Origin of the sequence: Exiguobacterium sp. s145, from assembly GCF_018618835.1 — a bacterium.
Classification (GTDB): Bacteria; Bacillota; Bacilli; order Exiguobacteriales; family Exiguobacteriaceae; genus Exiguobacterium_A; species Exiguobacterium_A artemiae.
Map to the genome: position 1 here is coordinate 1 of NZ_JACSMV010000011.1, position 26,031 is coordinate 26,031.

Consider the following 26,031-nt stretch of genomic DNA (forward strand, 5'->3'; position numbering starts at 1 on the left):
ACTTGCATGTATTAGGCACGCCGCCAGCGTTCGTCCTGAGCCAGGATCAAACTCTCCATAAAGTGTTTGACTTGCTCGTTTTTGTGACCGGAGTCACGTTGACGAAGCTTGCGCTTCATTCATTGTTTGTATCCGAAGATACGTTTTTTGCCTCATCGTTCAGTTTTCAAAGTTCGTCGTGTCGTTTTCAGCGACTTTAATAAGATATCACGGAATAACTTATGCGTCAACCGTTTTTTTCTTGTTTTTTTCATCGCGTCAATGGCGTGTGCCTGTCGACATCTATTAATATACTATCTCGAGATAATAACGTCAATGCTTTTTCTTAATTTTTCTTTTCATTATTTTTTTCTTCTATATATGCTGGTTCTATATTTATTAAAAAAAAAAAAACAAAAAAACCGGTCTATCACACGACCGGTTCGTATGTCACGAGTTCCACACCAAGTCCTTTTGTCCGTTGATACGAAATTCGGATCAATCCTTTCCGAATGAAAAAATCAACCAGGCTCCCTAAATCAACCTTCAATTCTGTCAGACGACTTTCTTCCATCAACTCATGCATCGTCCAAGGACGATCCCGCTCTCGCATGACTTCAAATAAGTATTTACCACCAGACAAGACTTTTGACTGCAACAGATGTTCTAATCCGATTAACGCCAAGTGAATCCGTTGTTCCAATGTTTCTTCACTCAACAGAAGTTGTTCATATAACTTATAGACATCCGGATCGTCCAACCGGGCCTGTTCCCAAACGACGACTTCCGGATGCGCTCCCTTTTCGAGAACGGAAAGCCGGGCCAGATGATGCAATGCATGATGGACATGCGTATAAGCATCATAATAATTACCGCGGCTGAATAGATTCCGTCCATCCTGAAAACGACGCAGTAATTTAGCGAATGACAACGACATCTGTAAGCAGCGTTCCGTCTCCGGGAAGTTGCGTAATTGTTTTTTCAAATCCGTTAAGTAATCATTCCGTTCAAAAATGATGGTTCCTTCCGACACCCAATGGACGGCCCGGCGATTTGCATTTAAGATTAACCAACGGGAGAGGACTTGTTCATGCACAAGATGTAATGAAACCCGCAATGTATTCAATCGATAATGCTTAACGGTCCACTCGACGGAAGGATCTCGTGTAATGACTAAAAGTAAAACATCAAATTGATCGGTTAAAGAGTCTCTCGGTTGTCTTTTCTCAACGGCGATGATTCCCTGTGTCTCCGGATAAGCCGCATATTCTGAATAAATTGTTCGTGTTGCCTGTTCCATTTCCTTCTCACCCTTCTCTACTCCGTACTCGTTACTCTGATCATTCGTCCGTTACCATTTTCGACAAAAAATCAATCGTTCCTGCTTCTGACTCGATCCCACAATATGCTAGACTGGCTACAGGGGGAATTCATGTGAAAAAACAACGTAAGAATAAAATAAACCGGGCCCGTAACTTGGCAATGTTCCTCGTATTCGGCGGAATGCTTGTCATGTATGGCGGTCTTTTGTTAAAACAATTCGAAATCATCATGGTCATCCTAATGCTTGTCGGGTTTGTCATGGTCCTTGCCAGCACAGCGCTCTATTTCCTGATCGGACTTACTTCGACGAAAGCTGCCGTCGTCACCTGCCCGAATTGCGGTAAAGAAACGAAAGTCCTCGGACGCGTTGATTTATGTATGCACTGCGACGAACCTCTGACGATGGATCGTAACCTTGAAGGAAAAGAATTCGATGAAAAGTACAACAAACACAGTAAACGAGCTCCCCGTTAAAAGGAAGCTCGTTTTTTTAATGCACGTTCGATTGGCAATCCGGGCAAGTCCCGTAAACCTCAAGACGGTGGCGGTCTACTTTAAAGCCTGTTAAATGCGCCGCAACAGTCTCGACGTCATCCAGGACAGGGTAATTGAAGTCGACGATTTTTCCGCATCCTTCGCAAATCATATGGTAATGACGCGTCGTGACGAAGTCAAAACGACTGGAAGCATCTCCATAATTCATCTCTTCTACGATTCCTTTTTCACGGAAGACCCGTAGATTATTATAAACTGTCGCCACACTCATATTTGGAAAACGATGTTCGAGCGCACGATAAATTTCATCTGCTGTCGGATGTGTATGTCCCGTCGTTAAATATTCCAAAATCGCATGACGTTGTGGTGTCATCCGAACGCCTGATTCACGTAAAGAGCGTACTGCATCATCTAGCATCTCGTTCGCCACGTCATCCCCTCATTTCTATCTTTCATTGATTATTAGATTGTAATCTTTATAATTAGTCTACCTACATTCTTCCTTTCCGTCAACGGCTCTGCTCTACGTTTGACGGACATGATACAATCATATCGTGATATTTTTCACGTATCAATGATTGGAGGAATCATCATGTCAACTCATACAAAACGTCCTACTTCGGAATCCTTATATGAAGTGGCCCAAAAATGTATCGTCGGAGGTGTGAACAGCCCATCCCGCTCGTATAAAGCAGTCGGAGGCGGTGCGCCCGTCTATATGGAACGAGGAGAAGGAGCTTACTTCTATGATGTCGACGGCAACCGTTACATCGATTACTTAGCAGCTTACGGTCCGATCATTACCGGTCACGGGCATCCACATATTACGGAAGCGATCACGAATGCTTCACGCAACGGGTTATTATACGGTACACCTCATCGCCTAGAAATCGACTTTGCCCATAAACTGCAACAGGCGATTCCATCGTTAGAGAAAGTCCGGTTCACAAACTCAGGGACGGAAGCCGTCATGACGACGATCCGTGTCGCCCGTGCTTATACAGGACGTGAACTCGTCGTGAAATTCAGCGGCTGTTATCACGGTCACTCAGACTTGATGCTGATTGCAGCAGGAAGCGGTCCGGCAACACTCGGTTCACCCGATTCAGCCGGTGTGACGAAAGCAACAGCAAAAGAGGTCATTACGACACCGTTCAATGATATTGAATCTTATCGTCAAATCATGGCAGAATGGGGCGATCAGGTCGCCTGCGTTCTCGTCGAACCGATTGTCGGGAACTTCGGCATCGTCGAACCGCAACCCGGGTTCCTCGAGGCCATCAACGAAATTACGCATGAACACGGCGCACTCGTCATCTATGATGAAGTCATCACGGCTTTCCGATTTACGTACGGCAGTGCCCAAGAACTTCTGAACATCCGCCCGGACATGACGGCACTCGGAAAAATCATCGGTGGCGGTCTCCCGATCGGTGCCTACGGTGGACGCCAGGATATCATGGAACACGTCGCTCCGCTTGGTCCGGCGTATCAAGCAGGTACGATGGCCGGAAACCCAGCTTCGATGGCAGCCGGTATTGCCTGCCTCGAATTACTCGAACAGCCGGGTGTGTATGAAGAGTTCGACCGCCTCGGTGCTAAACTCGAACAAGGCATTTTAAAAGCTGCCGATACACATGGCGTCACGATCACAATCAACCGTCTCAAAGGTGCATTGACGGTCTACTTCACGGATGAAACGGTCGTCGACTATTTGGGTGCCGAACGTGCCGACAGTGAAATGTTCGGCCGGTTCTTCAAATTAATGCTCGAACAAGGCGTCAACCTTGCGCCTTCGAAATACGAAGCCTGGTTCTTGACAACGGCTCACACGGAAGCAGACATCGACGAAACAATCGTTGCTGTCAACCGTGCGTTTGCCCAACTGTAAGTCAGTCCTTCATAACAAAAAGGCTGTTCCGTTTTTCGCGGAACAGCCTTTTTTTATTCAACCAGCTCGAGGTTTTGAATCGCATACAGTTCAAAATAAGCGCCGCGTTTTCGCATCAGTTCTTCGTGACGTCCCATTTCCGTGATTTGACCGTTTTCAATGACAACGATCTTATCGGCATCGGTGATCGTCGAAAGACGATGGGCAACGGTAAACGTCGTCCGTCCTTTCGCAAGACGCGCAAGCGAGTCCTGAATCATCGATTCACTTTCGAGATCCAGGGCACTCGTCGCTTCATCCAAAATTAAAATCGGTGGATTTTTAAGGAAGACCCGGGCAATTGCCAAACGCTGTTTTTGACCGCCTGATAATTTGACCCCCCGTTCGCCGACCGGTGTTTTATAACCGTCCGCCAGTCGTTCGATGAACTCATGGGCATTGGCCGCCTTCGCTGCCGCGACCACCTCTTCATCCGTCGCCTCGGGATTCCCCATCTTAATGTTCATTTCGACCGATTCACTGAACAGAATCGATTCCTGCATGACCATTCCGATTTGATCGCGTAAACCACGTAACTTCAAATCACGAATATCGACTCCATCAAGCGTGATCCGCCCGGACGACACATCGTAAAATCTAGGAATCAGACTGACAAGCGTGGATTTCCCGCCGCCCGACATCCCGACGAAGGCAATCCGTTCTCCCGCCTGTACATCGAGCGTCAACCGGTCAATCGCCCGTTCGCCGCCTTCTTCGTAGGAGAAGCTGATATTTTCAAACTGGACGTTCCCTTTGACATGAACCGGATTTTTCGCATTGGCTTTTTCCGTAATATCATAGGGTTCGTCCAAAAACTCAAACATCCGGTCCATCGAGGCAATCGACTGCGTCAATGTCGTCGACGAGTTGACAAGACGACCGAGCGGCGCGTACAGGCGATCGATATAGGCGATGAAGGCGACCATCGTGCCGAGTGATTCCTGACCGTTCAGCACAAGGAAAGCCGCTGCGCCGAAAATCAGAATCGGGGCAAAATCGGTAATCGTCGAGACGACGACGTACGTCCGGGCATTCCAGTTCGTTTGACGTAATGCTGCCGTCAAGAAGCCATCGTTTTGTTTCTTGAACGCCTGATTTTCATGGGGTTCAAGCGCAAAACTGCGAATGACCGCCATTCCGTTGACCCGCTCCGTCAAGTGCCCCTGCAGTTCAGCAAGTGCCGCCGAACGGTCACGTGTCAGACTGCGGAGTCGTCCATAAAAGAACTTGACCGCGAGTGCATAAAACGGCAACGGAATGATCGCAACGAGCGTCAGCTTCGGATCGATTGTCCACATGATAGCAATCGCTATCAAAATCGTAATCATGTCGAGCCATAAGTTCATCAACCCGGTAACAACAAAATCCTTTGTCTGTTCGACATCGTTGATGATCCGGGAGATGACTTCCCCGGTCTTCGTGTTCGAATAAAAGCGGAGTGACAGCTTCTGGACATGATCAAACAGCCGGTTCCGGACATCAAACAAAATTTTTGATGCCGACCACTGGGCCAAATACTGCCGGATGTATTCAAGCGGCGGTTTGATGACGAGAAAAACGAAGAATCCGGCGCCGATCAAATAGGCAAGTTCTTTACTGCGTTCCGCGAGCGGAACCGTTTGATTATCGAGCAGATTGTCGATGATGTACTTGTAGAGAAGCGGCAATCCGAGCGGAATCGAAAACTTGATGATCCCGACGAATACCGTCAAAAGAATTTGTTTTTTATACGGTTTGACGAATTCCATGTACCGTCTGATGGAACCCTTCTTTTTTAACTGTTTTCGCTTTGCTTTACCCATGTGTTCCCCTTCTTTCCACTAAAAAAAGACGATGGCGAACCATCATCTCCGATACCTTGTTTCGTATTCACGATACCACGTTTCAACGAATGCCGGGTTAAACGGACCCTTGCGACTGCGGATCCATTGAATCAAAATCTGAACGTTGTCTTTCAGAATACGATCAATCGCTTTCGGATAGTTCATCTCCCGGCGGTGTTTCTCGTACTCATCCTCATCCAAAATCATGTAAGACATGTCCGGATAGACTTTGATATCTAAATCATAATCAATGTACTTGACTGCTCGATCCTTTTCATCAAACGTCGAAGGTGAACCCAAGTTGCAGTAATAGTAGATACCGTCTTCACGAATCATACAGATTACATTAAACCAAAGTTCTGTCGAAAAATAACAAATCGCGGGTTCTCGTGTCCGCCACTGACGACCATCCGATTCACTGACCATGATCCGGTCATTGAATCCAATCAATTCTTCTTCCGTCGATTTAAGCACGAGCGTTTCTTCCCAAACTCTGTGTAAGCTGCCGTTATGTTTGAAACTTTGAATCTCAATCTTGCTACTTTCTTTTGGGAATCGACTCATGTGCTACTCCTTTCTGAAGCTTTTTATTCAGTTTTTTCAATACTCTCGTGCTTATTATACCCATTTTCAGAACACATGAAAAACGAAAGGCTACTTTTTCAGGAAAATGACTGGTATTTAACTTGAAAAATGATGTAAAATCGCCTGTTTCCGTTGCTGAAACATCGGTTTCAAAATAAATAAATCCACCAGTACTTTCGGTAAATACGATTTATAAATTAAGTCATCAATCATATAGACACCGTCCGGGCGCTCTTCGACACGGTGTGTATGACACCACGCAGAGAAAGGAAACGGTACCTTCACTCCGACGTCAACAAATGCATCTTTGCCGACCATCGGGATGATCGAATCCCATTTTACAAAAAACGGTGGAACACCGACCTTCAGCTGAATTGTATTGCCGGCATATGTCCGGGTGTCCCCGATGGTCTGCACTTTCGGAAACGTCGTCATTCCCGTCAAGGCTTTGGCATCACTTAAAAAGAACCAGGCTTGGTCTTTTGTCGCCGGCACTTTCGTTTCTGAATAAAAACGATTCATCAGAGTTCCTCCTTTAATAGGCGATCAATCTTCATTTGGGCGACCGAAATCGGTTGCTTGTCATATGTCTGTTCATCCATCAGAACGGTTCCTTCCGGTTGTGTCGCAACACGATAAACCGTAATATCCCATATCCGGTGCGAAAAGATGTGTTTTACACTGCCGATTTGCATTCCGGGTTGCTCTTCCGTCGATTCCACTAACGGATACTGCCACATGCCGGCCAACAGTCCCGTTTCCGGACGTTGCATGACGGCGACTTGTCCGTTTTCTTCATAGACCAATGCATCGTACCGGATCGTCTGTGTTTTACCTTTTTTTGTTTTGACAGGCAATTCCGCCTGAACCGAGCGGTCGTAAGCAAAACAGACATCATTGACCGGACACAGTCCGCACATCGGTGATTTCGGTGTACAGACCATTGCACCGAGTTCCATCAACCCTTGATTGAAGCTTGACGGATCCGCATGATCAATCAATTCATGAACGGCCGCTTCAAAGACTTTTCGTGTTTTCGGTGCGGCAATGTCGTCATAAATTCCGAGGACACGCGATAAGACACGCATGACGTTCCCGTCGACGGCAGGCTCCGGGTGGCCGTAGGCAATTGAGAGAACCGCACCGGTCGTATAGGGACCGACTCCCCGTAAACTTTCAAACCGTTCTTTTTCATCCGGTACGATCCCGTCATATTTTTCAACAACTTCCTGAACTGCGATTTGAAGGTTCTTAACCCGGGAATAGTACCCTAAGCCTTCCCAATATTTTAAGACTTCACTTTGGTCGGCCGACGCCAAATCGTGGGGTGTCGGAAACCGTTCCGTAAACCGCTGGTAATATGGAATCACTGTATCGACCCGTGTTTGTTGCAGCATGATTTCACTGATCCAGATATGATAAGGATTTTTGGTTTCACGCCACGGTAACTGTCGTTGTTCCCGCAAGAACCACTGCACCAATTCCGTCGTAAAATGCTGTTTATTAAAGTTTCTGAAATATTCTGTGACAAGAGTCAAAATATTACCTCTTTTCTGTTTGATACGTTATAGTAAGTTCAATTAACCTTAAAAATTAAAATCAATTTACGTTTATTATGATTTCGAATACTTTGATAGAGGAGCGAATTTGCATTGGATACTGGGACGCATATCGGAATGGGACTTTGCCTCGCCGCCATTTCCACACTTGAACCGGATATCGCAGCAAGCGCTACGCTGTTTGCGGCTGTTACGGCTACGGCGTTGGTCGGTTCCCATGCTCCAGACTTTGATACTGTATTTAAATTTAAAGGCAACAGTGCCTACCTGAGACAGCACCGTGGTAAATCCCACGGTCTGATCGCCTTGATTGCCTGGCCGTTGTTACTATCGATCGTCATCGGCGCCCTGTTCGGCGTTCCGCCTACTTCATTATGGCTGATGGCACAGATTGCTGTCGCCCTTCATGTCTTCGTCGATCTGTTTAATGCTTACGGCACGCAGGCGCTTCATCCCTTTAAGAAAACCTGGATTGGTTGGGGCGTCATCAATACATTTGACCCTTACCTGTTCACGATGTATTACGGGGCGTTCGGCATTTGGCTGTTGACCCGTGCCACGATGGTCATTTTCCCGATTTTGATTGCGATCGTCATCATCTATTATGCGGTTCAATTTAAGTTGCGTAACGATGCTTTGGCGACGGCCGCTCGTTATTACGGCGGAGCACACAAGCTATTCATTTCTCCCGGCATGAAATGGGATGAGTGGCATGTCGCAGCACGTCTTCGAAATGAATATGCGGTCGTCAAGATTAATTCCGGAACAGTCGTCGAGTGCGGTAATTTCCGGATCAAAAATGAACCGCATGGGGATGAATTGTATGACATCGTCAAGGAGAACGCGGATCTACAGGCGTTCCTTGAATTTTCAAAAATTCATACGTATACGGTTTCCCGAAAAGACGGAATCGTCGAATACCGGTTCACGAACTTACGTTATTTCACGAAAGAAGTCTATCCGTTCGTCGCGGTCGTCCGGATTGATGCAACGTCACGCCAAATTGTCAGTTCCTATACAGGATGGGTTTTCAGCGAACGGACGTTGCAAAAAAAATTGTTTGTACCTGCATTATAAAAAAAGGACTCGCCATGTTCGGAAAAGTTTCTTTTCCGAACCGCGAGTTCTTTTTTAATTGATTGACTGATCGTCGCGCCCAATCATCAAATGCTTGAACTTCTCGTTTGTTGTATTAAAACGGTGAAGCATCGGACCATGTTGCTTGATTTGTTGCTGAACGAAACGAACGGCAACTGCCTCACCCTGATATTTTTCTCCCGCCTTTGCAAGTGTCGCTTCGAAATCTTCCCATAAGACTTCGACCCACGTCAAGGCTTCAAGCGGCGTCAATGTCTCATTGACTTTTTGTAATTCTTCCGCCAATTCGTTTAATGCTTCTGTACGATTTTGATCCATCTTCATTCCTCCTCTTCCTGAATCAATGCGAGCGGAATCGCCACTTCGTTGACCGTTCCCTCAAAATGTCCCCAGCCCATCACACCGTTGACGAAATGCAGTTCAAATCGTGTCTCTTCTCCATCAATCCGGTAAAAGCGACCCGTCTCAAACCGGCTTGTGTCGACGAGATAACTTTGGGCAATCGCAATCTTGCGGATAATCACCTCGACTTCACTCATGTTCCCGTGTTGCTCCGCTTTACGTTTTTGCTCATTCAATTTCGTCACGAGCATCTCTAATTCATATTTTGATAACTGGCTCATACGTGTCTCCATAAAAAAACTCCCCCTCTTCGTCATTAGTATATACGAAAAGGAGAAGAAAAATGATGGAGTTAGCTTGATTTCAATTCGAGATTGCGTTTACTTTGCAACGCATACATTTTGGCATAGATTTTTTGTTTTTTGAGTAACTCTTCATGCGTTCCGCGTTCGGATATCCGTCCATGGTCGAGGACGATGATTTCGTCGGCGTCTTTGATCGTTGACAAACGGTGGGCAATGATGAAGGTCGTGCGCCCTTTCGTCAACGTCAATAAGGCATCCTGAATCATCGCTTCCGTCTCCGAATCGACGCTCGCCGTCGCTTCATCGAGAACTAAAATGGCCGGATCAAACGCCAAAGCCCGGGCAAAACTGATCAACTGCCGTTCGCCGGCAGACAAGGTCGCGCCTTTTTCGATGACGGGTTCATCAAGACCTTTAGGAAGACGGTCGATGAACCGGTCTGCCCCAACGGCGACGATCGCTTCCCGAATACGTTCCTCGGAAATCATCGGATTGCCGAGCGTGATGTTCGAACGGATTGTTCCCGTGAACAAAAACGGATCCTGCAGGACGATGCCCATATGATCGCGGACCGCCTGTTTCGGCAGTGACGTGACATCCTGTCCGTCAATCAACAATTGACCGGATGACGGATCATAAAAGCGCATCAGTAAATTCATGATTGAACTTTTCCCGCTGCCCGTATGTCCGACGAGAGCGATTGTCGCTCCGGGACGGGCGTCAATTTCGATGTCCTGTAAGACAGGATGACCCGGATCATAGCTGAAACCGACCTGCTTGAACTCCACACGTCCGGCGAAACGGGGTAAACGTCCTTTTCCGACATCTTCTCCCTTTTCGTCGAGCAGTTGGAACATCCGGTCTGCTGAAACGAGTGCTTGTTGCAACGGCGACAACTGATTCATGATTTGTGTGACCGGTTCAAAGAGACGTGACACATAATCGATGTAGGCATATAAAATCCCGAGCGATAAAAAGGTTCCGTCGGTCAGGCTTTTACCCGCCACGACCCAGATCAATAAGGCCAGCGTCAGGTTTTTCAGGAAATACGATAAGTTATGCGACATCAAGGCATCAAGCCGCAACAACTTCGAACGGGTTTGATAATTCTCTTCATTTTTTTGTTCAAATTCCGCCAACACTTCTTTTTCCCGCGCATACGCTTGAATGATCGGCATCGTTTGAATGTTCTCGTTTAACTGACCATTCATATCTGCGACAAGCGACCGGACCTTGAAGTTATTTTCCGTTGCAAGTTTCTGGAACAGCTGAATCCAGAAGTAGACGATCGGAATAATCAACAGCGAAACGAGTCCGAGACGGACATCGAGGAAAAACATCGCCACTAAAATTCCGGCCATCGTAATCAACCCTGAAAAGACGCGTGCGAGCACACCCAAGTACAAATCACGGATTGTTTCCGTATCGTTTGTGACACGACTGACAATCTTTCCGATCGGTGTCTGGTCAAAATAGCGGACCGGTAACCGTTGTAAATGTGTAAAGACATCGAGCCGCATCCGTTTGACGATTTTATGCGCCGACCGCTGAAGCAGGATTTGTTGGACCCAGTTCAAACCGGCCGCGATTAACAGCAGGACGATATACAGCAAGGACAGCCAGCCGACCGCTTTTAAGTCAGAGGCATAAAAATCATATACCTGTCCTTGCGTCAGCTTCTTGACGCCCGAATAACGAAACGTTTCTTCCCCACGCGTGACGGTTAACGTTCCACCGGTCACGTTGCGTTCTCCTCCGCTGACGACTTGTTCGGGCACAAAATAATAACCGCTCTTCGATTGAACAACTGAAATCGCTTGAATGACATCGGAAGACGGCACATCCTGCTTCTTCGCAAACTGGCGCCCGTCATACTCGACCCTTCCTCCGTCCTTCACTTCAACCCAATCCTTTTCAATCGCAACAATATGTTCATCGATGATGACTTTCGCAATATATGGTCCGGTCAATTCTGCTCCGACTGCCAGAATCAAGAGAAATAATCCGAGGAAAATTGCTTGTTTTTCATACATCGCATAACGAACAAGTGATCGAATCGTCGTTTTCCGACGAACGGGATCTAATAGATATAATTCTTCTTCCTTCACGTTCGACACCTCCTACCTTACGTTTCTTCACTTTGCCGTTCGAATTGTTCGGCGTACCACCCTTTATGATCCATCAACTGTTCGTGCGTACCCCGTTCTGTCACTTGACCGTCCTGCAAGACAAGAATTTCGTCCGCATGGGCAACGGCAGACAGACGGTGTGCGACAATCAATGTCGTCGCCTGCTCCCGATTGGTTCGAATCGCTTCAATGATATGCGACTCGGTTTTTGCATCGACCGCAGACAACGAATCGTCGAGCAATAATAATTTCGGTTTTTTCAACATCGCCCGGGCAATCGACAGCCGTTGCTTCTGACCGCCGGATAACGTGACACCACGTTCACCGACCAACGTCTCAAGACCTTGATCGAGCATGGTAATGTCCGTTGTGAATGACGCCAGACGAATTGCTTCCTGCAGTTCGGCTTCCGTTGCCGTTCCGGCGCCAAAGAGGATGTTATCCCGCACTGTTTTCGAGAACAAAAGGTGTTCCTGCGAAACATAACCCGTCCATCCCCGGACCGTTTCCAAAGCGACGTCTTCATAGGGAACACCGTTGACTTGCAGCATATGACGGTCAAGTGGATATTCGCGTAAAAATTGGCGAAGCAACGTCGTTTTCCCGGCACCGGTCGGACCGACAATCCCGATTGTCTTTCCTTGTTCGATCGTCACGTTGATGCCGCGCAATGCGGGCTGTTTCGTTCCCGGGTACGTAAACGTCAAATCCGATAAGACAATCGTTTCAGGAGTAGTAATCTCTACGACAGGAGTCGATGAAATCAACGGTTTGACCCGCATCGTCGCCTGAAGACGATCGAGACTCGCTGTTCCGCGCTGGATGACGTTGATCAGCTCTCCGAACGCATACATCGGCCAAATCAACATTCCGAGATAAATATTGAAGGCGACGAGTTGTCCAAGCGTAATATCGTTCGTAAAGACGAGGTACGTCCCGAACGATAGACCGATCAAATAACTGATTCCGACGAGTAATTTAATAATCGGCTCGAACAAGACATCAATTTTTGCGACATGCATGTTTTTATCAAATACATCCGTCGTGACATCATCAAATTTTTTAACATCGATGTCTTCCTGAACGAATGAACGAATGACCCGCAGTCCGGAAATCGACTCCACGACTTGATCATTCATCGTGCCAAAGGCATCCTGTGCTGTCATGAAGCGGCCGTGGATCTGACTGCCGAGTTTATTCATCGCGTACGCAAGAATGGGCATCGGCAATAAGGCGGCAAGCGTCAGTTTCCAATCGATCGCTACTCCCATGACGACAAGTGTAATGGCCGTCATATTCAGCGAGTCAACGAGCGTCAGGACACCAAAACCGGCTGTCCGTTCGACCGCTTTCAAATCATTGGTCGCAAGCGCCATTAAATCCCCTGTGCGGTTACGTTGATAAAAGGTCGGGGTTAACTTTAATAAATGCGTAAAAAATTGACTTCGTAATGTCCGTTCGAGTAAAAAGGCTGTTCCGAATAATTTCGCAAGCCATAAATACGTCAGAATAAAGGACATAATGGAAATAACGGTCAGCCCGACCACATACTGAATCAATGTCGTCCGATCCATGGATCCGGAACGCAGTCCGTCAATCACCTTTCCGATCAACCATGGTGGTGTCAAGTCGATGAAGCCGGTCACAATCAGCAATAACACGGCAATCAAATATGATTTTTTATGTTCCTTCAGAAACCAGCTGAGTTGGCGAAACAATCGCACGATGGTTCCCCCCTTTGTCGTTCATAATGGTGTTACGTTGTTTCCAAGCACGCAAAAAAGGCAGACGGATTTCCGGAGCAGTCCGAGAATCCATCTGCCTTTCTAAAGACGATGTGAATCGACGATATGGTCTGCGTGCTCGGGGAACGGATTCCCTGTCAATCGCACACTGAAAATAGTGTTTATACGAGTTCGAGAGTCTCCGCCATATTCAGCTGTTTGATAAGTGCGTTTACAATTGGCTGTTTCATTTGACGGTTCCTCCTTTTCTTAATCTGAGCGTAGAATAGCATAATTATCGAACAATTGTCAATTTTGTGTCTAATCTTTTAAAATGAAGACGAAACTTATATTCCGTCCGCTTCTTCCTGCTTGACCTGTTCGATCACTTCCGACACGAGTGCATACGGAAATCCTTTTCGAACTAACGCCTGTTGCGTTTTCTGCACTCGGGCGAACGGTTCCAGATTCCGATACTTCGGATAGTATTTCCGCGCTTGGTATAAAGCAGCCGATTCTTCCGTCTCTGCTTCGACTTCTTCAAATACGAGTTGAATCCCCTGTTTTGAAACCTCTGATGAGAATCCGCGTTGCATCAATGTTTGTTGCAGTTTTTGTTTCAGTTCCCGAACCGACCGGCGGGCAAGTTCTTTTTGTTTTTGCTGGAGAAATTTCAATACCTTTTCTAGTTCCTCTTCTTCCGTAAATGATTCCAGCGCTTGATCAATGTACGTTTTGTTCACTTTCAGCGCTTCTAAATCACGCCGGATTTTTCCGGGTCCCTGCGGTGTCGTTGCTTTTTTTGTCGCTGTATACGCCTCGGCAAACTGTTGATCGTTTAAATATTTTTGGTCGGTCAATCGTTTGATGGCATGCTTGACGGCATGTTCCGGTGTCTCTTTTTCCATCAAGTATGCTTCGACTTCGCTCGTCGCCCGCATTCGGTATGATAAATGATTGAGTGATAAACGGTATGCTTTTTGCTGTTCTTCCGCTGTCAGTACTTCTTTGACGAAATCATCGTCAAGCTCCTTGTCCCGTTGCAGGTTATACTTGATCAAAATATCGGCATCGACGGCAAAGGCATATTCTTCCTTACCTTCACGTTCAATATAGATATTGAAGCGCTCCGTATTTTTCTTTTGGGTCGAAATCCGTGTGATTTTCAAGTCGGTTCCTCCTTTTTTTATCTTCTCTTGCAACGATAACATGTTGAATCAGGTTTGAGTGAAACAGAGAAACGGGAACATATGTACAAGTATTACTACAGACAGGACGAGAGGATGATTCACGCCATGAAAATCGCGATTACAGGCGGAACCGGAATGATTGGACAGGCACTAACGAAACGATTACTTAACGAAGGCCATCAAATTGTTATTTTAACCCGTTCACCGAAAGCTGCGGCGGGAGCCGTCAGCTACGTTGAATGGTTGACGGATAAAGCAACACCGGAGCAAGAACTGAATGATGTGGATGCCTTCATCCACCTGGCAGGTGCTTCGATCAATGAAGGACGCTGGACAGAAGAGCGTAAACGCGTCATCTTGGAAAGCCGCATCGACTCGACGAAAGAACTCGTCCGGATTGTCAGAGCACTTGATTCCAGACCTGACGTCGTCTTATCAGCTTCTGCCGTTGGAATTTACGGTCAGGACCGCCATCAAACCTTTACGGAAGAAACGGCACTGCCTCCGACTGCCGACTTCCTCAGCCATGTCTGTGTCGCTTGGGAAGAGCTTGCTCAACCGATTGCCGAAAGCGGTGTCCGGCTCGTTCATCCGCGGATTGGGGTCGTCCTCAGTACAGAAGGCGGTGCCTATCCATTAATGCGTTTGCCTTATCAATTATTTGGCGGCGGGACAATGGGCGACGGGAAGCAATGGGTTTCCTGGGTTCATATCGATGACCTCGTCGAAATGTTCCTGTTCGCACTGACGACCGCTTCTGTAGAAGGTCCTCTCAATATTACAGCCCCTCATCCGGAAACGATGCGACGGTTCGGTCAAACGATCGGAAAAGTGTTGCACCGTCCGCACTGGTTACCGGCTCCACGTTTCGCTCTCGAGCTGGCTCTCGGAGAAAAAAGTGTCATCGTTCTCGAAGGCGCCCGTGTTATTCCGAAAAAAGCTCTCGAAAACGGCTACAAGTTTCGGTATGCTGAACTAAAGGATGCACTGCAGAATCTCGAGCACACAAACTAATACAGGGGTTGAAAAATGTTGGATGTTTTAATACGAAATGCACATATCTTTCCCATCACATCAGATAATTTTTATGGCGATATCCGGATCAAAGACGGAAAGATCCACGAAATCAATGAGTTGCTGGATGCCGAGGAGCACGAACGGGTCATCGAAGCAGAAGGACGTTTCTTGCTTCCCGGCTTCATCGATGCTCATACGCACCTTGGACTGTACGATGAAGGAACCGGAACGGTCGGAAACGATGCCAACGAAACCATTTTTGCGATGACCCCTCACTTGCGGGCCATCGACGGCGTCTATCCGCTCGATGAAGGATTCAAGGAAGCTATCGAACACGGCGTCACAACGGTCCAGGTCATGCCGGGCAGCATGAATATCATCGGCGGTGTCACGAGTGTCATTAAAACACACGGCCGTTTTATCGATGACATGATTTTACGGAAATATGCCGGATTAAAAATTGCGCTTGGAGAAAACCCGAAACGTGTCCATAGTGCCGGTCGTGCCGGTGAACTGACACGTATGGGCATCATGGGTATGTTGCGGGAAGCATTTCTTGAAGTCAAGATGCAACGGACAGCTGATACCTTTGCCCACCGGATGATTGAACGGGTTCTCAAAAAAGAGATGCCGCTTCGTGTCCACGCTCACCGGGCCGATGACATTTTATCGGCGATTCGTTTTGCCGAAGAGTTTGAGCTCGATGTCCGGATCGAACATTGTACAGAAGGTCATCTCGTGGCCAAAGAACTGCAACAATTACCGATTGAACACGTTACAGTCGGTCCGACCTTTACACGAAAGTCAAAAATCGAACTGAAGAACAAGACCTGGGAAACATATCGTATTCTTCATGAGCACGGTCTTGAAGTGTCGATTACGACCGATCATCCGTATACACCTGTTCAATATTTAAATTTATGTGCCGGTCTTGCTGCACGTGAAGGACTGCCGGTCGACATCGCGCTTCGCGCGATTACGATTAATCCGGCCCGTTCGATCGGCGTCGCAGACCGTGTCGGCTCGATTGAAGTCGGCAAAGATGCCGACCTCGTTCTTTGGAGTCACTTCCCGCTCGATTATCTCGCGAAGCCTTTGATGACGATGATTGATGGAAAAGTGATTTTTGAACATACTCATCTGACATCCATGTCTTAAAAAAAAGCCTATGATTTTAACGGAAAATCGTTGAAAATCATAGGCTTTTTTTGTTATGAAAATGAGGCTTTTTCGTTTGCAAGAAATGCCTTATTTTCGTATGTTTTTTCACAAAAATTATTTACTTGCTTTTTTAAAAAAAGAAGGTAATATTATCTTATCCGACAACTGAAGAAGGCATACCATGCGCGGTTCAAACGAGTCAGACAGGTAGCTTTCGACAATCATTCTAGCGGTCTTAAGAAGGAGGAATGGAAGTATGCTCAAGCAACGGGAGCTGAGCGACTGCGCTGATTTGTTCGAACTGATGCAGCATCAAGACGTATATCCGTACGTCCGCCAAAAAACACGGTACTTTGATGAATTTCTGTTTACTACAAAGCAGGCAATCGAAGAGGAAGAACGCGGTGAGCTCGTCTCACGCACGATCCTAGACGAATTTGACCAACCAATCGGTACAATCAGTTTACTCGATATCGAAGGACAGTATGGGTTTCTCGGTACATGGTTAGGTAAACCGTATCATGGGAAAGGTTATAACAATCTTGCAAAAGAAGCATTTTTTGCAGAACTATTTTTTGACCTTGATTTCGAAAGTGTCTTCATGAAGATCCGCAAGACTAACATCCGTTCACAAAAAGCAGCGGAAAAACTGCCTTATGCTTTTTGCGCCGATGCATTACGACCGGCATTACTGGAACAGCTGAATACCGGAGAAACTCAATTTACACTCTATGAAGTCTCCAAATCAAGTTTTCAAATGTATATCCACGGCCGCGAATTCGAAACGGTCTACGAACAACAACTCGAAGCATGAGAGGCACCTGCCTCTTGTGCTTTTTTGTTCGTACTTTTGATGCGGATCGAAAGCTTCAAATGGTATGATAATAAGGAAAATTCACCTGTCGGAAGAAGCCATCCCTTCTTCCCATATGAAATGGAGTGATCAACTGATGCCAGAACAATCCTTTAAAATACTTGTCGTAGATGACGAAGCACAAATGCGTGATCTGCTTGTCTCAAATCTTCAAAAAGAAAACTATCAGACGACGACGGCTTCGAACGGTCAAGAAGCACTTGATTTAATGCAACGTGATGCCTTCCATCTCGTTTTGCTGGATGTCATGATGCCAGAAATGGACGGTTTGACGGCTTGCATGCGAATCCGTGAATTCTCGAACGTCCCGATCATCATGCTAACGGCCCGTTCGGACGAACTCGACCGGATTCACGGTCTGAAAATTGGGGCCGATGACTACATCACGAAACCGTTCAGCCCTCGTGAACTGTTGGCCCGCATCGAAGCGACGTTGCGACGTTCCCATCGTTTTACAGTCGATCAATCGGCGACGTTGACGATCGGCAAACTGGAGCTTGATACAGAAAGCCGCAGTGTCCACGTCAGCGGAAAACCAATCAGTTTAACGCGGAAGGAATTTGACTTACTCCATTTGTTTGTCCAAAACAACGATAAAGTCTTTTCACGCGAACAGTTGCTCGATCAAATTTGGGGCGCCGACTACATCGGAAATCTGCGGACTGTCGATACCCATATCAAAACACTTCGTCTGAAACTCGGTGAAGCCGGCGGCTCGATCCAAACGGTCTGGGGCATCGGATATAAATTCGAGGAAGTATGATTAAGCGGTATACCATTCGCCGCCGGATTTGGATTACGATTTGGTTCACAAGCGTTTTTTCTGCCGTTTTGTTCGTATTATTGACATTTTATCTGTACGATCGGTTTTACCTTCAAACGCAGGAAGATTTATTGCTCAATCGGGGCGAAAAATTGATTAACATTTATGAATCAGAAGGACTATCCGGTGCGTTTTATGACGGGATGACGTATACGAATGAATTAACGGAATCCAAAGTCTTTTTCATCGACTTTCTGAAGAAAAATCCGGCCGGTCTCCGGTTCTTGACGAATGCGGATATTGAACAGTTACGCAATGGTGAAACCGTCGTCTCCAGCCGAACCCACCCGATTGAAGGAACGGACATCCTGCTGACCGGTTTCCCGATCATTGAAAACAATCGGCTCGTCGGAACGCTGATTCTCTATTTGGAGCTCGGTCAAATCAGTGAACCGTTCCGACCGCTTCGCCTGATGATTTTCTTCATGATTGGTCTGATTGTGTTGAATCTCGTCATTTTCGGCCGGCAGATCATTGATACGATCATCCGCCCGTTGATCGATATGAAGCGGGCCTCAACCGTCTATGCCCAAGGAGACTTTGCCTATCGAATTCCGATTCAATCCGATGATGAAATCGGCGAATTGGCAGAAACCCTGAATAAGATGGCAGAATCCCTCGGTGAAGTGGATGAACAACGTAAGGAATTTTTGGCGAACGTCAGTCATGAATTGCGGACGCCCCTGTCCTATATCCGGGGATATACGGAAATGATGCAGGATAAAGCACTCGATGAAAAAACACGCGATCAATATTACCAAATCATCGAACGCGAAACGGAACGGTTGCAACGTCTCGTCAACGATCTGCTCGACCTTGCCCAGTTGGAACGGGATTCGTACCCGATGACAAAACAACCGCTTGTCTTCAGTCAGGTTTTAGAAGATGTCGTCTACCGGATGGAACCGATTGCGAAGGCGAAAGGTGTCTCCATCATCACCGACTTCGATCCAAGTCAAATCGTCCTCGGTGACAATGACCGGCTTGAGCAAGTCATCGGAAATCTGCTGGACAATGCCTTACGTTACACGCCTGCTTCAAAACATATCTATCTGTCGACAAAAACAGACGGCGAACAGACGATTTGTTCGATTCGGGACGAAGGAGAAGGCATTCCACCAGAACATTTGGAGCGTTTAACGAAACGGTTTTACCGTGTTGATAAATCCCGGACACGAAAGGACGGCGGAACGGGTCTCGGTCTTGCCATCACAAAACACATCATCGACCGGCACGACGGAACGATCTCCTTCGAGTCCGTGCTCGGACAAGGAACAACTGTCTTGATTACGTTACCATTGTTGCCGGACGAAGACGACGGATTTTCCTAATGACATTTCGTAAGTCCAAAAACGATGTTGACTTGATGTGTTAAAGGTTGAAAGGAAGTCTTACTATCGAAGCCACACTCCTTGATTGGTTGCAACGGGCAGAAATGTTTGCTGTACCAATCAGTCTTTTAGTCAGTGTAATCATCAGCCTGTTCGGTGTTTTGCCGAGCGCCTTTGTCACGGCAGCCAATCTACTGTATTTCGGTTTTTGGCAAGGTTTGATGTTGTCGTTTCTCGGCGAAGCCCTCGGTGCCGGAGTTGCCTTTTACGTGTATCGTTACGGTATCCGGCGGGTCGAACCGTTGATTCAATCACCGTTCATCTTGAAGTGGCTTGAAAAACTGACGGCGCAAACCGGTTGGGATGCCTTTTGGACAATCATCTTTTTGCGGCTGTTGCCGTTCGCCCCTTCCGGACTCGTCACGTTCTTAAGTGCGACAAGCGGCGTCTCACCGGTGATTTTTTTAACCGCCAGCACCATCGGGAAAGTACCGGCACTTGTCATCGAAGCTTTTGCCGTCAATGAATTGATTGAACGGGATTCCATGCTTCCTTGGTTGATCGTCGGACTGTTTGCGGTGTTCTACCTGATGTATCTTTATAAAAAACGGTTGCATCGATCGAGGGATATCGATTGATGCAACCGTTTTCTTCGTATACTGTTAGAGACGTAACTAAAGGAGGAAACAGTATGGAATTACGTTCATTCGGCAATACCGACATCCAGGTCTCACCTCTTGGATTCGGTGCCGGTCATATCGGTTCCGATGACTTATCCGATCAGGAAGCAAGTTATATTCTCCATCAGGCATTGGATACAGGCATTCGTTTGTTTGATACCGCCCGCGGCTACGGCTTATCCGAAAAGCGGCTCGGGCAATTTTTAAAACAGCGTCGTCACGATGTCGTCCTGTCGACAAAAGTCGGGTATGATGTCCCGCGCACGGAGGATTGGACGTTCCAGGCTGTCGCCGGCGGAATTGACCAGGCTCTTTTGACGATGCAGACAGACTTTATTGATATCGTTCATTTACATTCCTGCAGTAAGGAAATACTGGTTCAAGATGACGTCATCGAGGCACTCGAACGGGCAAAACAGGCCGGAAAAGTCCGCCTGATCGCGTATTCCGGTGACCGGGAAGACTTAGACTACGCCATCACGACAGGACGATTCGACAGTTTTCAAACGTCTGTTAATTTGTACGATCAACGGGCATTGACTGATTTGATTCCACTGATTCATCAGCAACAAAAAGGTATCATCGCCAAACGTCCGATTGCCAATGCACCATGGCGGTTTGCGTCCCGGCCGGCCGGGCAATATGTCGAACCTTATTGGGAACGGGCACAGCAACTCGATTTCCCGCTTGAAGAAGCTTCTTGGCTTGAAACCGCACTCCGGTTTACCGTTTTTGAACCCGGTGTCACAAGTGCCATCATCGGAACAGCAAATGCGGAGCATTTGGTTCAAAATATCCGATTGTTGGAAAAAGGACCTTTACCGGCAGAACGGGTCGCTGATCTTAAACGACGTTTTCAGGAACAGGATGAAAATTGGCTACAACAAACTTAAAAAGATCGCGAGACAAAACAAAAAGGAAAACGGCGACTCAGCCGTTTTCCTTTTTGTCATAGAGATCGGTTCTCCTAACCGTTCGATCCGTTTAAAACTTTTTCTTTTTCTTTTTTTCCAATACGACGATGGCTTCGACATGTGCCGTTTGAGGGAACATATCGTACGGCTGGATATAGCTGACTTTGTAGCCAGCTTTCATCAGATGATCGCAGTCGCGTGCCAAAGTTTGCGGATTACATGAAACGTAAATGATTTTTTTCGCTTTTGACGAAATCATTGCGTTTAATAGTTGTGTATCACACCCTGAACGAGGTGGGTCGACGATGAAGACGTCCGGAATCCACCCTTCTTTCACCCAACGCGGAATCCAGGTTTCTGCTTTTCCGACCACGTACTGGGCATGGTTAAATCCGTATTGCTTCATGTGTGCCGTTGCATCTTCGACGGCTTCCTCGACGATTTCCATACCGCGGACTTCTTTTGCACCGTTCGCAATCCAAAGACCAATCGACCCGACACCTGCATAGGCATCGACGACACGTTCTTCGCCCGTCAAGGCTGCCGCTTTGACGATTTCACCGTACATCCGCTCCGCTTGTTCCGGATTCAACTGGAAGAAGGCACGCGGTGACAATTGATACGTGAACTCGCCCATCTGTTCCTCGATTCGTTCCACACCGCGTAAAATTTCCGTTTGTTCTCCAAACACGCGTGATGTCATCTTATCGTTAATATTGAGTGCAACGGAAATGACGCCGGGAATATCATAAATATCGCGTGATAAGCCTTCGAGATCCTTAAAACCATCTTTAAAGGCAACCAGCACGACTTGAATTTCTCCCGTCTTGATGCCGGTCCGAACGACGATATTCCGGATGACGCCGTCTTGTTTCGCTGAATTATAGACCGGTACATTGTAGTCATTTAAAATCTTCGTCACGGCTTTGTTGACGCGCAACGTCTCTTTGTTCTGGACGATACACTCGTCGATTGCCACCAGACGGTTCGAGTTTGCTGAATACAATCCGCTGACGATTTGTGTGCCTTCTTTTCCGACGGCAAATTGTGACTTATTCCGATATTCCCATTCCGTCGTGCCAATCGTCGGACGGATGTCTGATTTCTCAACATTCAACTTCGTTGATTTCGTAAAGGCATTCCGGACCATATCTTCCTTATAACGGAGTTGTCCTTCATAACTCATATGTTGCAGCTGACATCCGCCGCACTGGCTGTAGATCGGGCATAACGGTGTCACACGGTCCGGTGAACGGACATCGCGTTTTAAGATTTTTGCATTTGCAAAATTATTATGGATTTCCGTAATCTCAATTTGAGCCGTTTCTCCGACGAGCAAACCTGGAATGAAGACGATTTGTCGTTCGAGTGTCGCAATCCCCTCTCCGTTGATTCCCATACGCAGGCAGGTTACGGAACGAACTTCTCCTACCTGTAATTTAATTTTAGTTGTCATCTCATTCATCCTTTCCATGATCCAAATCAAAAAGCGGTCATTTCGAACCGCTCTCTGATTCCTCATGTTCCTTCATATCTTTTGCATAACGAAGCACCTTGGCTTTCAACTGATCCAAGGAGACGGCTAAACGTTCCAAATCCTCAATATCTGATGTTTCATCCAATGAATCGATCGTATGGCATAAAAGCTGCATTCTTGATTTTAGCACATTCATCTGTCCAAGTTTATCAGTTCTTGCTTTTCCCATTATTCTGACTTCCTTTCTTGTTCTTTATTCCTGTATACATTTAGCATACGATACGTAGTGGAGCCTAAAAAGGAGGAAAATGTATCATGTCATTAAAATCACCCATCACCATCAAAAATGATCCGTGGGAAGCGTACCGTGATATCGAACAGTATGGACAAGCCCGACTGACGAACATCGAAGTCACGACGACAACCCTTTGTAACATGCGCTGTGAACATTGTGCCGTCGGCTATATGTTGTCGAACAGCGAAACACCCACGATTCCGGTCGAACTGCTTATCAAACGACTGGATGAGATTGAACATCTGCGTGCCTTTTCGATTACAGGCGGCGAACCGATGCTGTCGATGAAATCGGTCCGGGAATATGTTGTGCCTTTACTTAAGTATGCCCACGAACGGGGAGCTAAAACCCAAATCAATTCAAATTTAACACTTCCCCTTTCCCGGTATGAGCTGATCATCCCGTATCTTGACGTCTTACATATTTCTCATAACTGGGGAACCGCAGACGATTTCATTGATGGCGGATTTGCAATGATGGAACGGAAACCGTCGCGCGAAGCACGGACAAAACTGTTTGAACAGATGAAGGAAAATGCCCGGATTCTGAATGCACGCGGGGTCCTTGTTTCTGCCGAGACGATGATTAACAAACGAACACTGCCTCACCTCGAAGCCATCCACCAGGAAATCGTCGAAATGGGATGCGTCAGGCATGAAGTGCATCCTATGTACCCCGCCGATTTCGCCTCGATGATTGAAGCCGCCAGTCTGGATGAAATCCGTGACGGCATCCATCGTCTGCTTGATGTCCGGGATCCGGACGTCTGGATGCTGTTCGGGACACTGCCGTTTTATGCCTGCTCGATGAAAGAAGAAGATTTAGCGCTCCACCGCCGCCTCCGCCGGGAACCAAATGTTTCCGTCCGAAATGATCCTGACGGTCGTTCACGTCTGAACGTCAATATCTTTGACGGTGAAATCATCGTGACGGATTTCGGCGACGAACTCGCTTCACTCGGAACGATTCATGACACATCATTTAACGAAGCTTATGCGATGTGGCAACAAACAGAACTCAATCAGAGTTTATCCTGTCACTGTCCTGCCGTTCAGTGCCTCGGTCCAAATGCACTCGTCAAAAATGCCTATTATCCGGAAGTCGATTTCCTGAAACAATCCAGTCGCCTGTAAGCAGGTTTGAGTCTCTTTTAAAACGGGAAAAGTTTGTCACAAAGTCGCCACACTTTCCTTGTTCGAAGGGGGTTTCAAAATGGAATGGCTTGTTGGAATCGTTGCAATTATCGGGATGTTCAGTATGGTACTTGGAATCATGATGATCGGGATTCGGGCGTCTCACAGTATCGAACACGACGAAGTGTTTGACCAAACGGACTGGGACGAGCACCTTTTACACATGCCCCGCCCGACACGCTTTGAACAAAATAAACCATAACAGTGTGACATGCCCCGGTGTACAATCGTACAGCCGGGGCATGTTATGCTTAAACAAAAAAAAAGAAAGGCAGTTGTTTGTTTTGTCACGTCGTTTTGCTCTGATTCTTTCGATTGTATTTATTTCTGGTTTTACTCAAGGGTTACTCATCCCTCTTCTTTCCATTTTGCTTGAACGTCAGGGAACACCTGCTTACATAAACGGACTGAGTGCTGCTGTACTGTATGTCGGTGTCATCGTCGCAGCGCCTTTAATGGAAAAGCCGTTACGCCGCCACGGGTATGTTCCTGTCATCTCGTTCGGGCTTATCTTAGTGGCTGTTGCCGTCTTTGCTTTTCCGCTCATCCCAAGCGTTCTCGCTTGGATGGTGTTACGATTTGCAGTCGGCTTCGGGGATCAAACCCTCCATTACGGTTCTCAAGTATGGGTCACATCGATTACACCCAATCATAAACTCGGCCGGACGATGTCTCTGTACGGTATGGCCTTTGGTCTCGGTTTCGCTCTTGGTCCACTCGCAGCGCCGCTTGTCGACTGGATCAGTTGGCTGCCGTTCGTTCTGACGGGAACATTAACCGTTCTCGTTTTGATTGCTTTAAGACGGTTACCGAATGAAAAACCTTCTGATATCATGCCAGAAGAACTTCAGTCCGCCGCTTCCCGTTACCGTCTTGTCCTGACGAGCGCTTGGTTTACATTGTTGCCCGGCTTCACCTATGGTTTTTTGGAAGCAACATTAAATGCCAGCTTCCCGGTCTTCGCAACACGAAACGGTTATGAATTATCTCAGACAAGCAGTCTAATTACGACATTTGTCGTCAGCTCTTTATTGATGCAATTACCCCTCGGACGTCTCGCTGATCATTTCGGAAAACGACGGACGCTGATTACCGTCCTCAGTATCGGAGCGTTTGCGTTTTTGGCAGCCTGTTTTTTCTTTCAAAGTTACGGAGCATTATTTATGATTTTTGCTGTCAGCGGTATGGCACTCGGCTCGACTTATTCGCTCGGCGTCGCTTACATGACGGAACAGTTACCCAGTCATCTGTTGCCGACCGGTAACCTGCTTGCCGGGATTTCCTTTAGTCTCGGTTCGATTCTCGGACCGATTTCCGGTAGTTTGTTCGTCATGTTACCTCCGGGATTTTATTTTATTTTGTTCGTCCTCGTTCTCGCGACACTCGCCTATCTTCTTTTTCAGTCAAAGACTCCCCGCTCGTCGTAAACAAACAAAGACGATCGTCCCATGCGGAACGACCGTCTTTTTATTTCACGATTCCTTCTTGTCGAAAACTGCGCCAGAGCTTATCGTCGATTGCATACGGTTGTTCTTTTGCCCGTTTCAATTCTTCCGTTTCCAGCAAGACGACGACCTCTCGACCGTTGATTGACCAAATGGAGTCGTATCCTCTTTCCGCCTCAACGATTTCCACACCGACATTTCCATGCGTCTCCTTTAATTGTTGACTGACACAAGTGACGACAAACCGGGCAAACTCATCCCGCGGACGACGGTTGGCAATGATCTTTCGAACGATCTCATTCCGTTCCACTTCTTTCATCTCCTCTCGTTTTTTAGTTG

Annotated in this window: 27 protein-coding genes and 1 rRNA gene; 13 read left to right on the forward strand and 15 right to left on the reverse strand. The window is 47.0% G+C overall.

Annotated elements, in window-relative coordinates; translation table 11 throughout:
- Together KNQ07_RS09645 and KNQ07_RS09650 are read right to left on the reverse strand one after the other, a co-directional pair.
- Nucleotides 1-62, reverse strand: a 16S ribosomal RNA gene (locus KNQ07_RS09645); the annotation flags it as partial.
- A 347-nt stretch (nucleotides 63-409) separates the two neighbouring features.
- Complete coding sequence (locus KNQ07_RS09650) at nucleotides 410-1,279, reverse strand: nucleotidyltransferase-like protein (RefSeq protein ID WP_012369566.1); 870 nt, start codon at nucleotides 1,277-1,279, stop codon at nucleotides 410-412.
- Nucleotides 1,280-1,413: 134 nt separating this feature from the next.
- On the opposite strand from KNQ07_RS09650, the gene KNQ07_RS09655 reads away from it, so the two are divergent.
- The gene (locus KNQ07_RS09655) at nucleotides 1,414-1,776 is read left to right on the forward strand and encodes a DUF2614 family zinc ribbon-containing protein (protein ID WP_012369565.1); all 363 of its coding nucleotides are present in this window, start codon (nucleotides 1,414-1,416) and stop codon (nucleotides 1,774-1,776) included.
- A gap of 16 nt (nucleotides 1,777-1,792) precedes the next feature.
- On the opposite strand, the gene perR is transcribed toward KNQ07_RS09655, so the two are convergent.
- Nucleotides 1,793-2,215, reverse strand: coding sequence for a peroxide-responsive transcriptional repressor PerR (gene perR, locus KNQ07_RS09660; RefSeq protein WP_251027441.1), 423 nt, complete (start codon nucleotides 2,213-2,215; stop codon nucleotides 1,793-1,795).
- A 174-nt stretch (nucleotides 2,216-2,389) separates the two neighbouring features.
- On the opposite strand from perR, the gene KNQ07_RS09665 reads away from it, so the two are divergent.
- On the forward strand, nucleotides 2,390-3,688 hold the full coding sequence (locus KNQ07_RS09665) for a glutamate-1-semialdehyde 2,1-aminomutase (protein ID WP_214766355.1): 1,299 nt from the start codon (nucleotides 2,390-2,392) through the stop codon (nucleotides 3,686-3,688).
- Between the two features lie 53 nt (nucleotides 3,689-3,741).
- Here KNQ07_RS09665 and KNQ07_RS09670 read toward each other — a convergent pair whose 3' ends face one another.
- The 4 genes from KNQ07_RS09670 to mutY all read right to left on the reverse strand — a co-directional run bounded on the left by KNQ07_RS09670 (nucleotide 3,742) and on the right by mutY (nucleotide 7,673).
- Nucleotides 3,742-5,529, reverse strand: a complete 1,788-nt coding sequence (locus tag KNQ07_RS09670; protein WP_214766357.1) for an ABC transporter ATP-binding protein — start codon at nucleotides 5,527-5,529, stop codon at nucleotides 3,742-3,744.
- Nucleotides 5,530-5,571: 42 nt separating this feature from the next.
- Nucleotides 5,572-6,114, reverse strand: a complete 543-nt coding sequence (gene ntdP, locus KNQ07_RS09675) for a nucleoside tri-diphosphate phosphatase (RefSeq protein ID WP_012369561.1) — start codon at nucleotides 6,112-6,114, stop codon at nucleotides 5,572-5,574.
- Between the two features lie 117 nt (nucleotides 6,115-6,231).
- A complete protein-coding gene (locus tag KNQ07_RS09680) occupies nucleotides 6,232-6,657 on the reverse strand; it encodes an SRPBCC family protein (RefSeq protein WP_012369560.1) in 426 nt (141 codons plus the stop codon).
- Nucleotides 6,657-7,673 (reverse strand): A/G-specific adenine glycosylase, encoded by a 1,017-nt coding sequence (gene mutY, locus KNQ07_RS09685; protein ID WP_012369559.1) that lies wholly within the window; start codon nucleotides 7,671-7,673, stop codon nucleotides 6,657-6,659. Before mutY ends, KNQ07_RS09680 begins: the two co-directional genes overlap by 1 nt.
- Before the next feature lie 114 nt (nucleotides 7,674-7,787).
- Here mutY and KNQ07_RS09690 point away from each other — a divergent pair, with 114 nt between their 5' ends.
- The gene (locus KNQ07_RS09690) at nucleotides 7,788-8,771 is read left to right on the forward strand and encodes a metal-dependent hydrolase (RefSeq protein ID WP_214766359.1); all 984 of its coding nucleotides are present in this window, start codon (nucleotides 7,788-7,790) and stop codon (nucleotides 8,769-8,771) included.
- Between the two features lie 54 nt (nucleotides 8,772-8,825).
- Here the strand turns inward: KNQ07_RS09690 and KNQ07_RS09695 are convergent, their stop codons facing one another.
- The 5 genes from KNQ07_RS09695 to KNQ07_RS09715 form a co-directional block, all read right to left on the reverse strand.
- On the reverse strand, nucleotides 8,826-9,110 hold the full coding sequence (locus KNQ07_RS09695) for a YfhJ family protein (RefSeq protein WP_214766361.1): 285 nt from the start codon (nucleotides 9,108-9,110) through the stop codon (nucleotides 8,826-8,828).
- Between the two features lie 2 nt (nucleotides 9,111-9,112).
- Complete coding sequence (locus tag KNQ07_RS09700) at nucleotides 9,113-9,427, reverse strand: DUF1811 family protein (protein ID WP_214766363.1); 315 nt, start codon at nucleotides 9,425-9,427, stop codon at nucleotides 9,113-9,115.
- A gap of 59 nt (nucleotides 9,428-9,486) precedes the next feature.
- Nucleotides 9,487-11,547, reverse strand: a complete 2,061-nt coding sequence (locus tag KNQ07_RS09705; RefSeq protein WP_214766365.1) for an ABC transporter ATP-binding protein — start codon at nucleotides 11,545-11,547, stop codon at nucleotides 9,487-9,489.
- Nucleotides 11,548-11,564: 17 nt separating this feature from the next.
- On the reverse strand, nucleotides 11,565-13,292 hold the full coding sequence (locus tag KNQ07_RS09710; RefSeq protein ID WP_012369554.1) for an ABC transporter ATP-binding protein: 1,728 nt from the start codon (nucleotides 13,290-13,292) through the stop codon (nucleotides 11,565-11,567).
- A 347-nt stretch (nucleotides 13,293-13,639) separates the two neighbouring features.
- Nucleotides 13,640-14,461: a RecX family transcriptional regulator gene (locus tag KNQ07_RS09715; RefSeq protein WP_214766367.1), complete on the reverse strand. Its 822-nt coding sequence runs from the start codon at nucleotides 14,459-14,461 to the stop codon at nucleotides 13,640-13,642.
- Between the two features lie 126 nt (nucleotides 14,462-14,587).
- On the opposite strand from KNQ07_RS09715, the gene KNQ07_RS09720 reads away from it, so the two are divergent.
- The 7 genes from KNQ07_RS09720 to KNQ07_RS09750 all read left to right on the forward strand — a co-directional run bounded on the left by KNQ07_RS09720 (nucleotide 14,588) and on the right by KNQ07_RS09750 (nucleotide 21,261).
- Nucleotides 14,588-15,496 carry a TIGR01777 family oxidoreductase gene (locus tag KNQ07_RS09720; RefSeq protein ID WP_214766370.1) on the forward strand — a complete coding sequence of 303 codons (909 nt, stop codon included), beginning with the start codon at nucleotides 14,588-14,590 and terminating at the stop codon, nucleotides 15,494-15,496.
- A 15-nt stretch (nucleotides 15,497-15,511) separates the two neighbouring features.
- Nucleotides 15,512-16,657, forward strand: a complete 1,146-nt coding sequence (locus tag KNQ07_RS09725) for an amidohydrolase (protein ID WP_012369551.1) — start codon at nucleotides 15,512-15,514, stop codon at nucleotides 16,655-16,657.
- Between the two features lie 259 nt (nucleotides 16,658-16,916).
- A complete protein-coding gene (locus tag KNQ07_RS09730; RefSeq protein ID WP_012369550.1) occupies nucleotides 16,917-17,474 on the forward strand; it encodes a GNAT family N-acetyltransferase in 558 nt (185 codons plus the stop codon).
- 136 nt (nucleotides 17,475-17,610) lie between these two features.
- Nucleotides 17,611-18,297 (forward strand): response regulator transcription factor, encoded by a 687-nt coding sequence (locus KNQ07_RS09735; protein WP_012369549.1) that lies wholly within the window; start codon nucleotides 17,611-17,613, stop codon nucleotides 18,295-18,297.
- Complete coding sequence (locus KNQ07_RS09740; RefSeq protein WP_214766372.1) at nucleotides 18,294-19,688, forward strand: sensor histidine kinase; 1,395 nt, start codon at nucleotides 18,294-18,296, stop codon at nucleotides 19,686-19,688. Before KNQ07_RS09735 ends, KNQ07_RS09740 begins: the two co-directional genes overlap by 4 nt.
- A 47-nt stretch (nucleotides 19,689-19,735) precedes the next feature.
- Nucleotides 19,736-20,326, forward strand: a complete 591-nt coding sequence (locus KNQ07_RS09745; RefSeq protein ID WP_214766374.1) for a TVP38/TMEM64 family protein — start codon at nucleotides 19,736-19,738, stop codon at nucleotides 20,324-20,326.
- A gap of 53 nt (nucleotides 20,327-20,379) precedes the next feature.
- Nucleotides 20,380-21,261, forward strand: a complete 882-nt coding sequence (locus tag KNQ07_RS09750) for an aldo/keto reductase (RefSeq protein ID WP_214766376.1) — start codon at nucleotides 20,380-20,382, stop codon at nucleotides 21,259-21,261.
- 91 nt (nucleotides 21,262-21,352) lie between these two features.
- On the opposite strand, the gene rlmD is transcribed toward KNQ07_RS09750, so the two are convergent.
- Nucleotides 21,353-22,738 carry a 23S rRNA (uracil(1939)-C(5))-methyltransferase RlmD gene (gene rlmD / locus KNQ07_RS09755; protein ID WP_214766378.1) on the reverse strand — a complete coding sequence of 462 codons (1,386 nt, stop codon included), beginning with the start codon at nucleotides 22,736-22,738 and terminating at the stop codon, nucleotides 21,353-21,355.
- 37 nt (nucleotides 22,739-22,775) lie between these two features.
- Nucleotides 22,776-22,988, reverse strand: coding sequence for an SE1561 family protein (locus KNQ07_RS09760; RefSeq protein WP_012369544.1), 213 nt, complete (start codon nucleotides 22,986-22,988; stop codon nucleotides 22,776-22,778).
- 86 nt (nucleotides 22,989-23,074) lie between these two features.
- On the opposite strand from KNQ07_RS09760, the gene yfkAB reads away from it, so the two are divergent.
- From yfkAB to KNQ07_RS09775, 3 genes are all read left to right on the forward strand, one after another.
- The gene (yfkAB, locus tag KNQ07_RS09765; protein ID WP_214766380.1) at nucleotides 23,075-24,187 is read left to right on the forward strand and encodes a radical SAM/CxCxxxxC motif protein YfkAB; all 1,113 of its coding nucleotides are present in this window, start codon (nucleotides 23,075-23,077) and stop codon (nucleotides 24,185-24,187) included.
- A gap of 79 nt (nucleotides 24,188-24,266) precedes the next feature.
- Nucleotides 24,267-24,449: a hypothetical protein gene (locus KNQ07_RS09770; protein WP_012369542.1), complete on the forward strand. Its 183-nt coding sequence runs from the start codon at nucleotides 24,267-24,269 to the stop codon at nucleotides 24,447-24,449.
- 40 nt (nucleotides 24,450-24,489) lie between these two features.
- Complete coding sequence (locus KNQ07_RS09775; protein ID WP_214766382.1) at nucleotides 24,490-25,674, forward strand: MFS transporter; 1,185 nt, start codon at nucleotides 24,490-24,492, stop codon at nucleotides 25,672-25,674.
- 40 nt (nucleotides 25,675-25,714) lie between these two features.
- On the opposite strand, the gene KNQ07_RS09780 is transcribed toward KNQ07_RS09775, so the two are convergent.
- The gene (locus KNQ07_RS09780) at nucleotides 25,715-26,002 is read right to left on the reverse strand and encodes a hypothetical protein (RefSeq protein ID WP_214766384.1); all 288 of its coding nucleotides are present in this window, start codon (nucleotides 26,000-26,002) and stop codon (nucleotides 25,715-25,717) included.
- Between the last annotated feature and the right edge of the window lie 29 nt (nucleotides 26,003-26,031).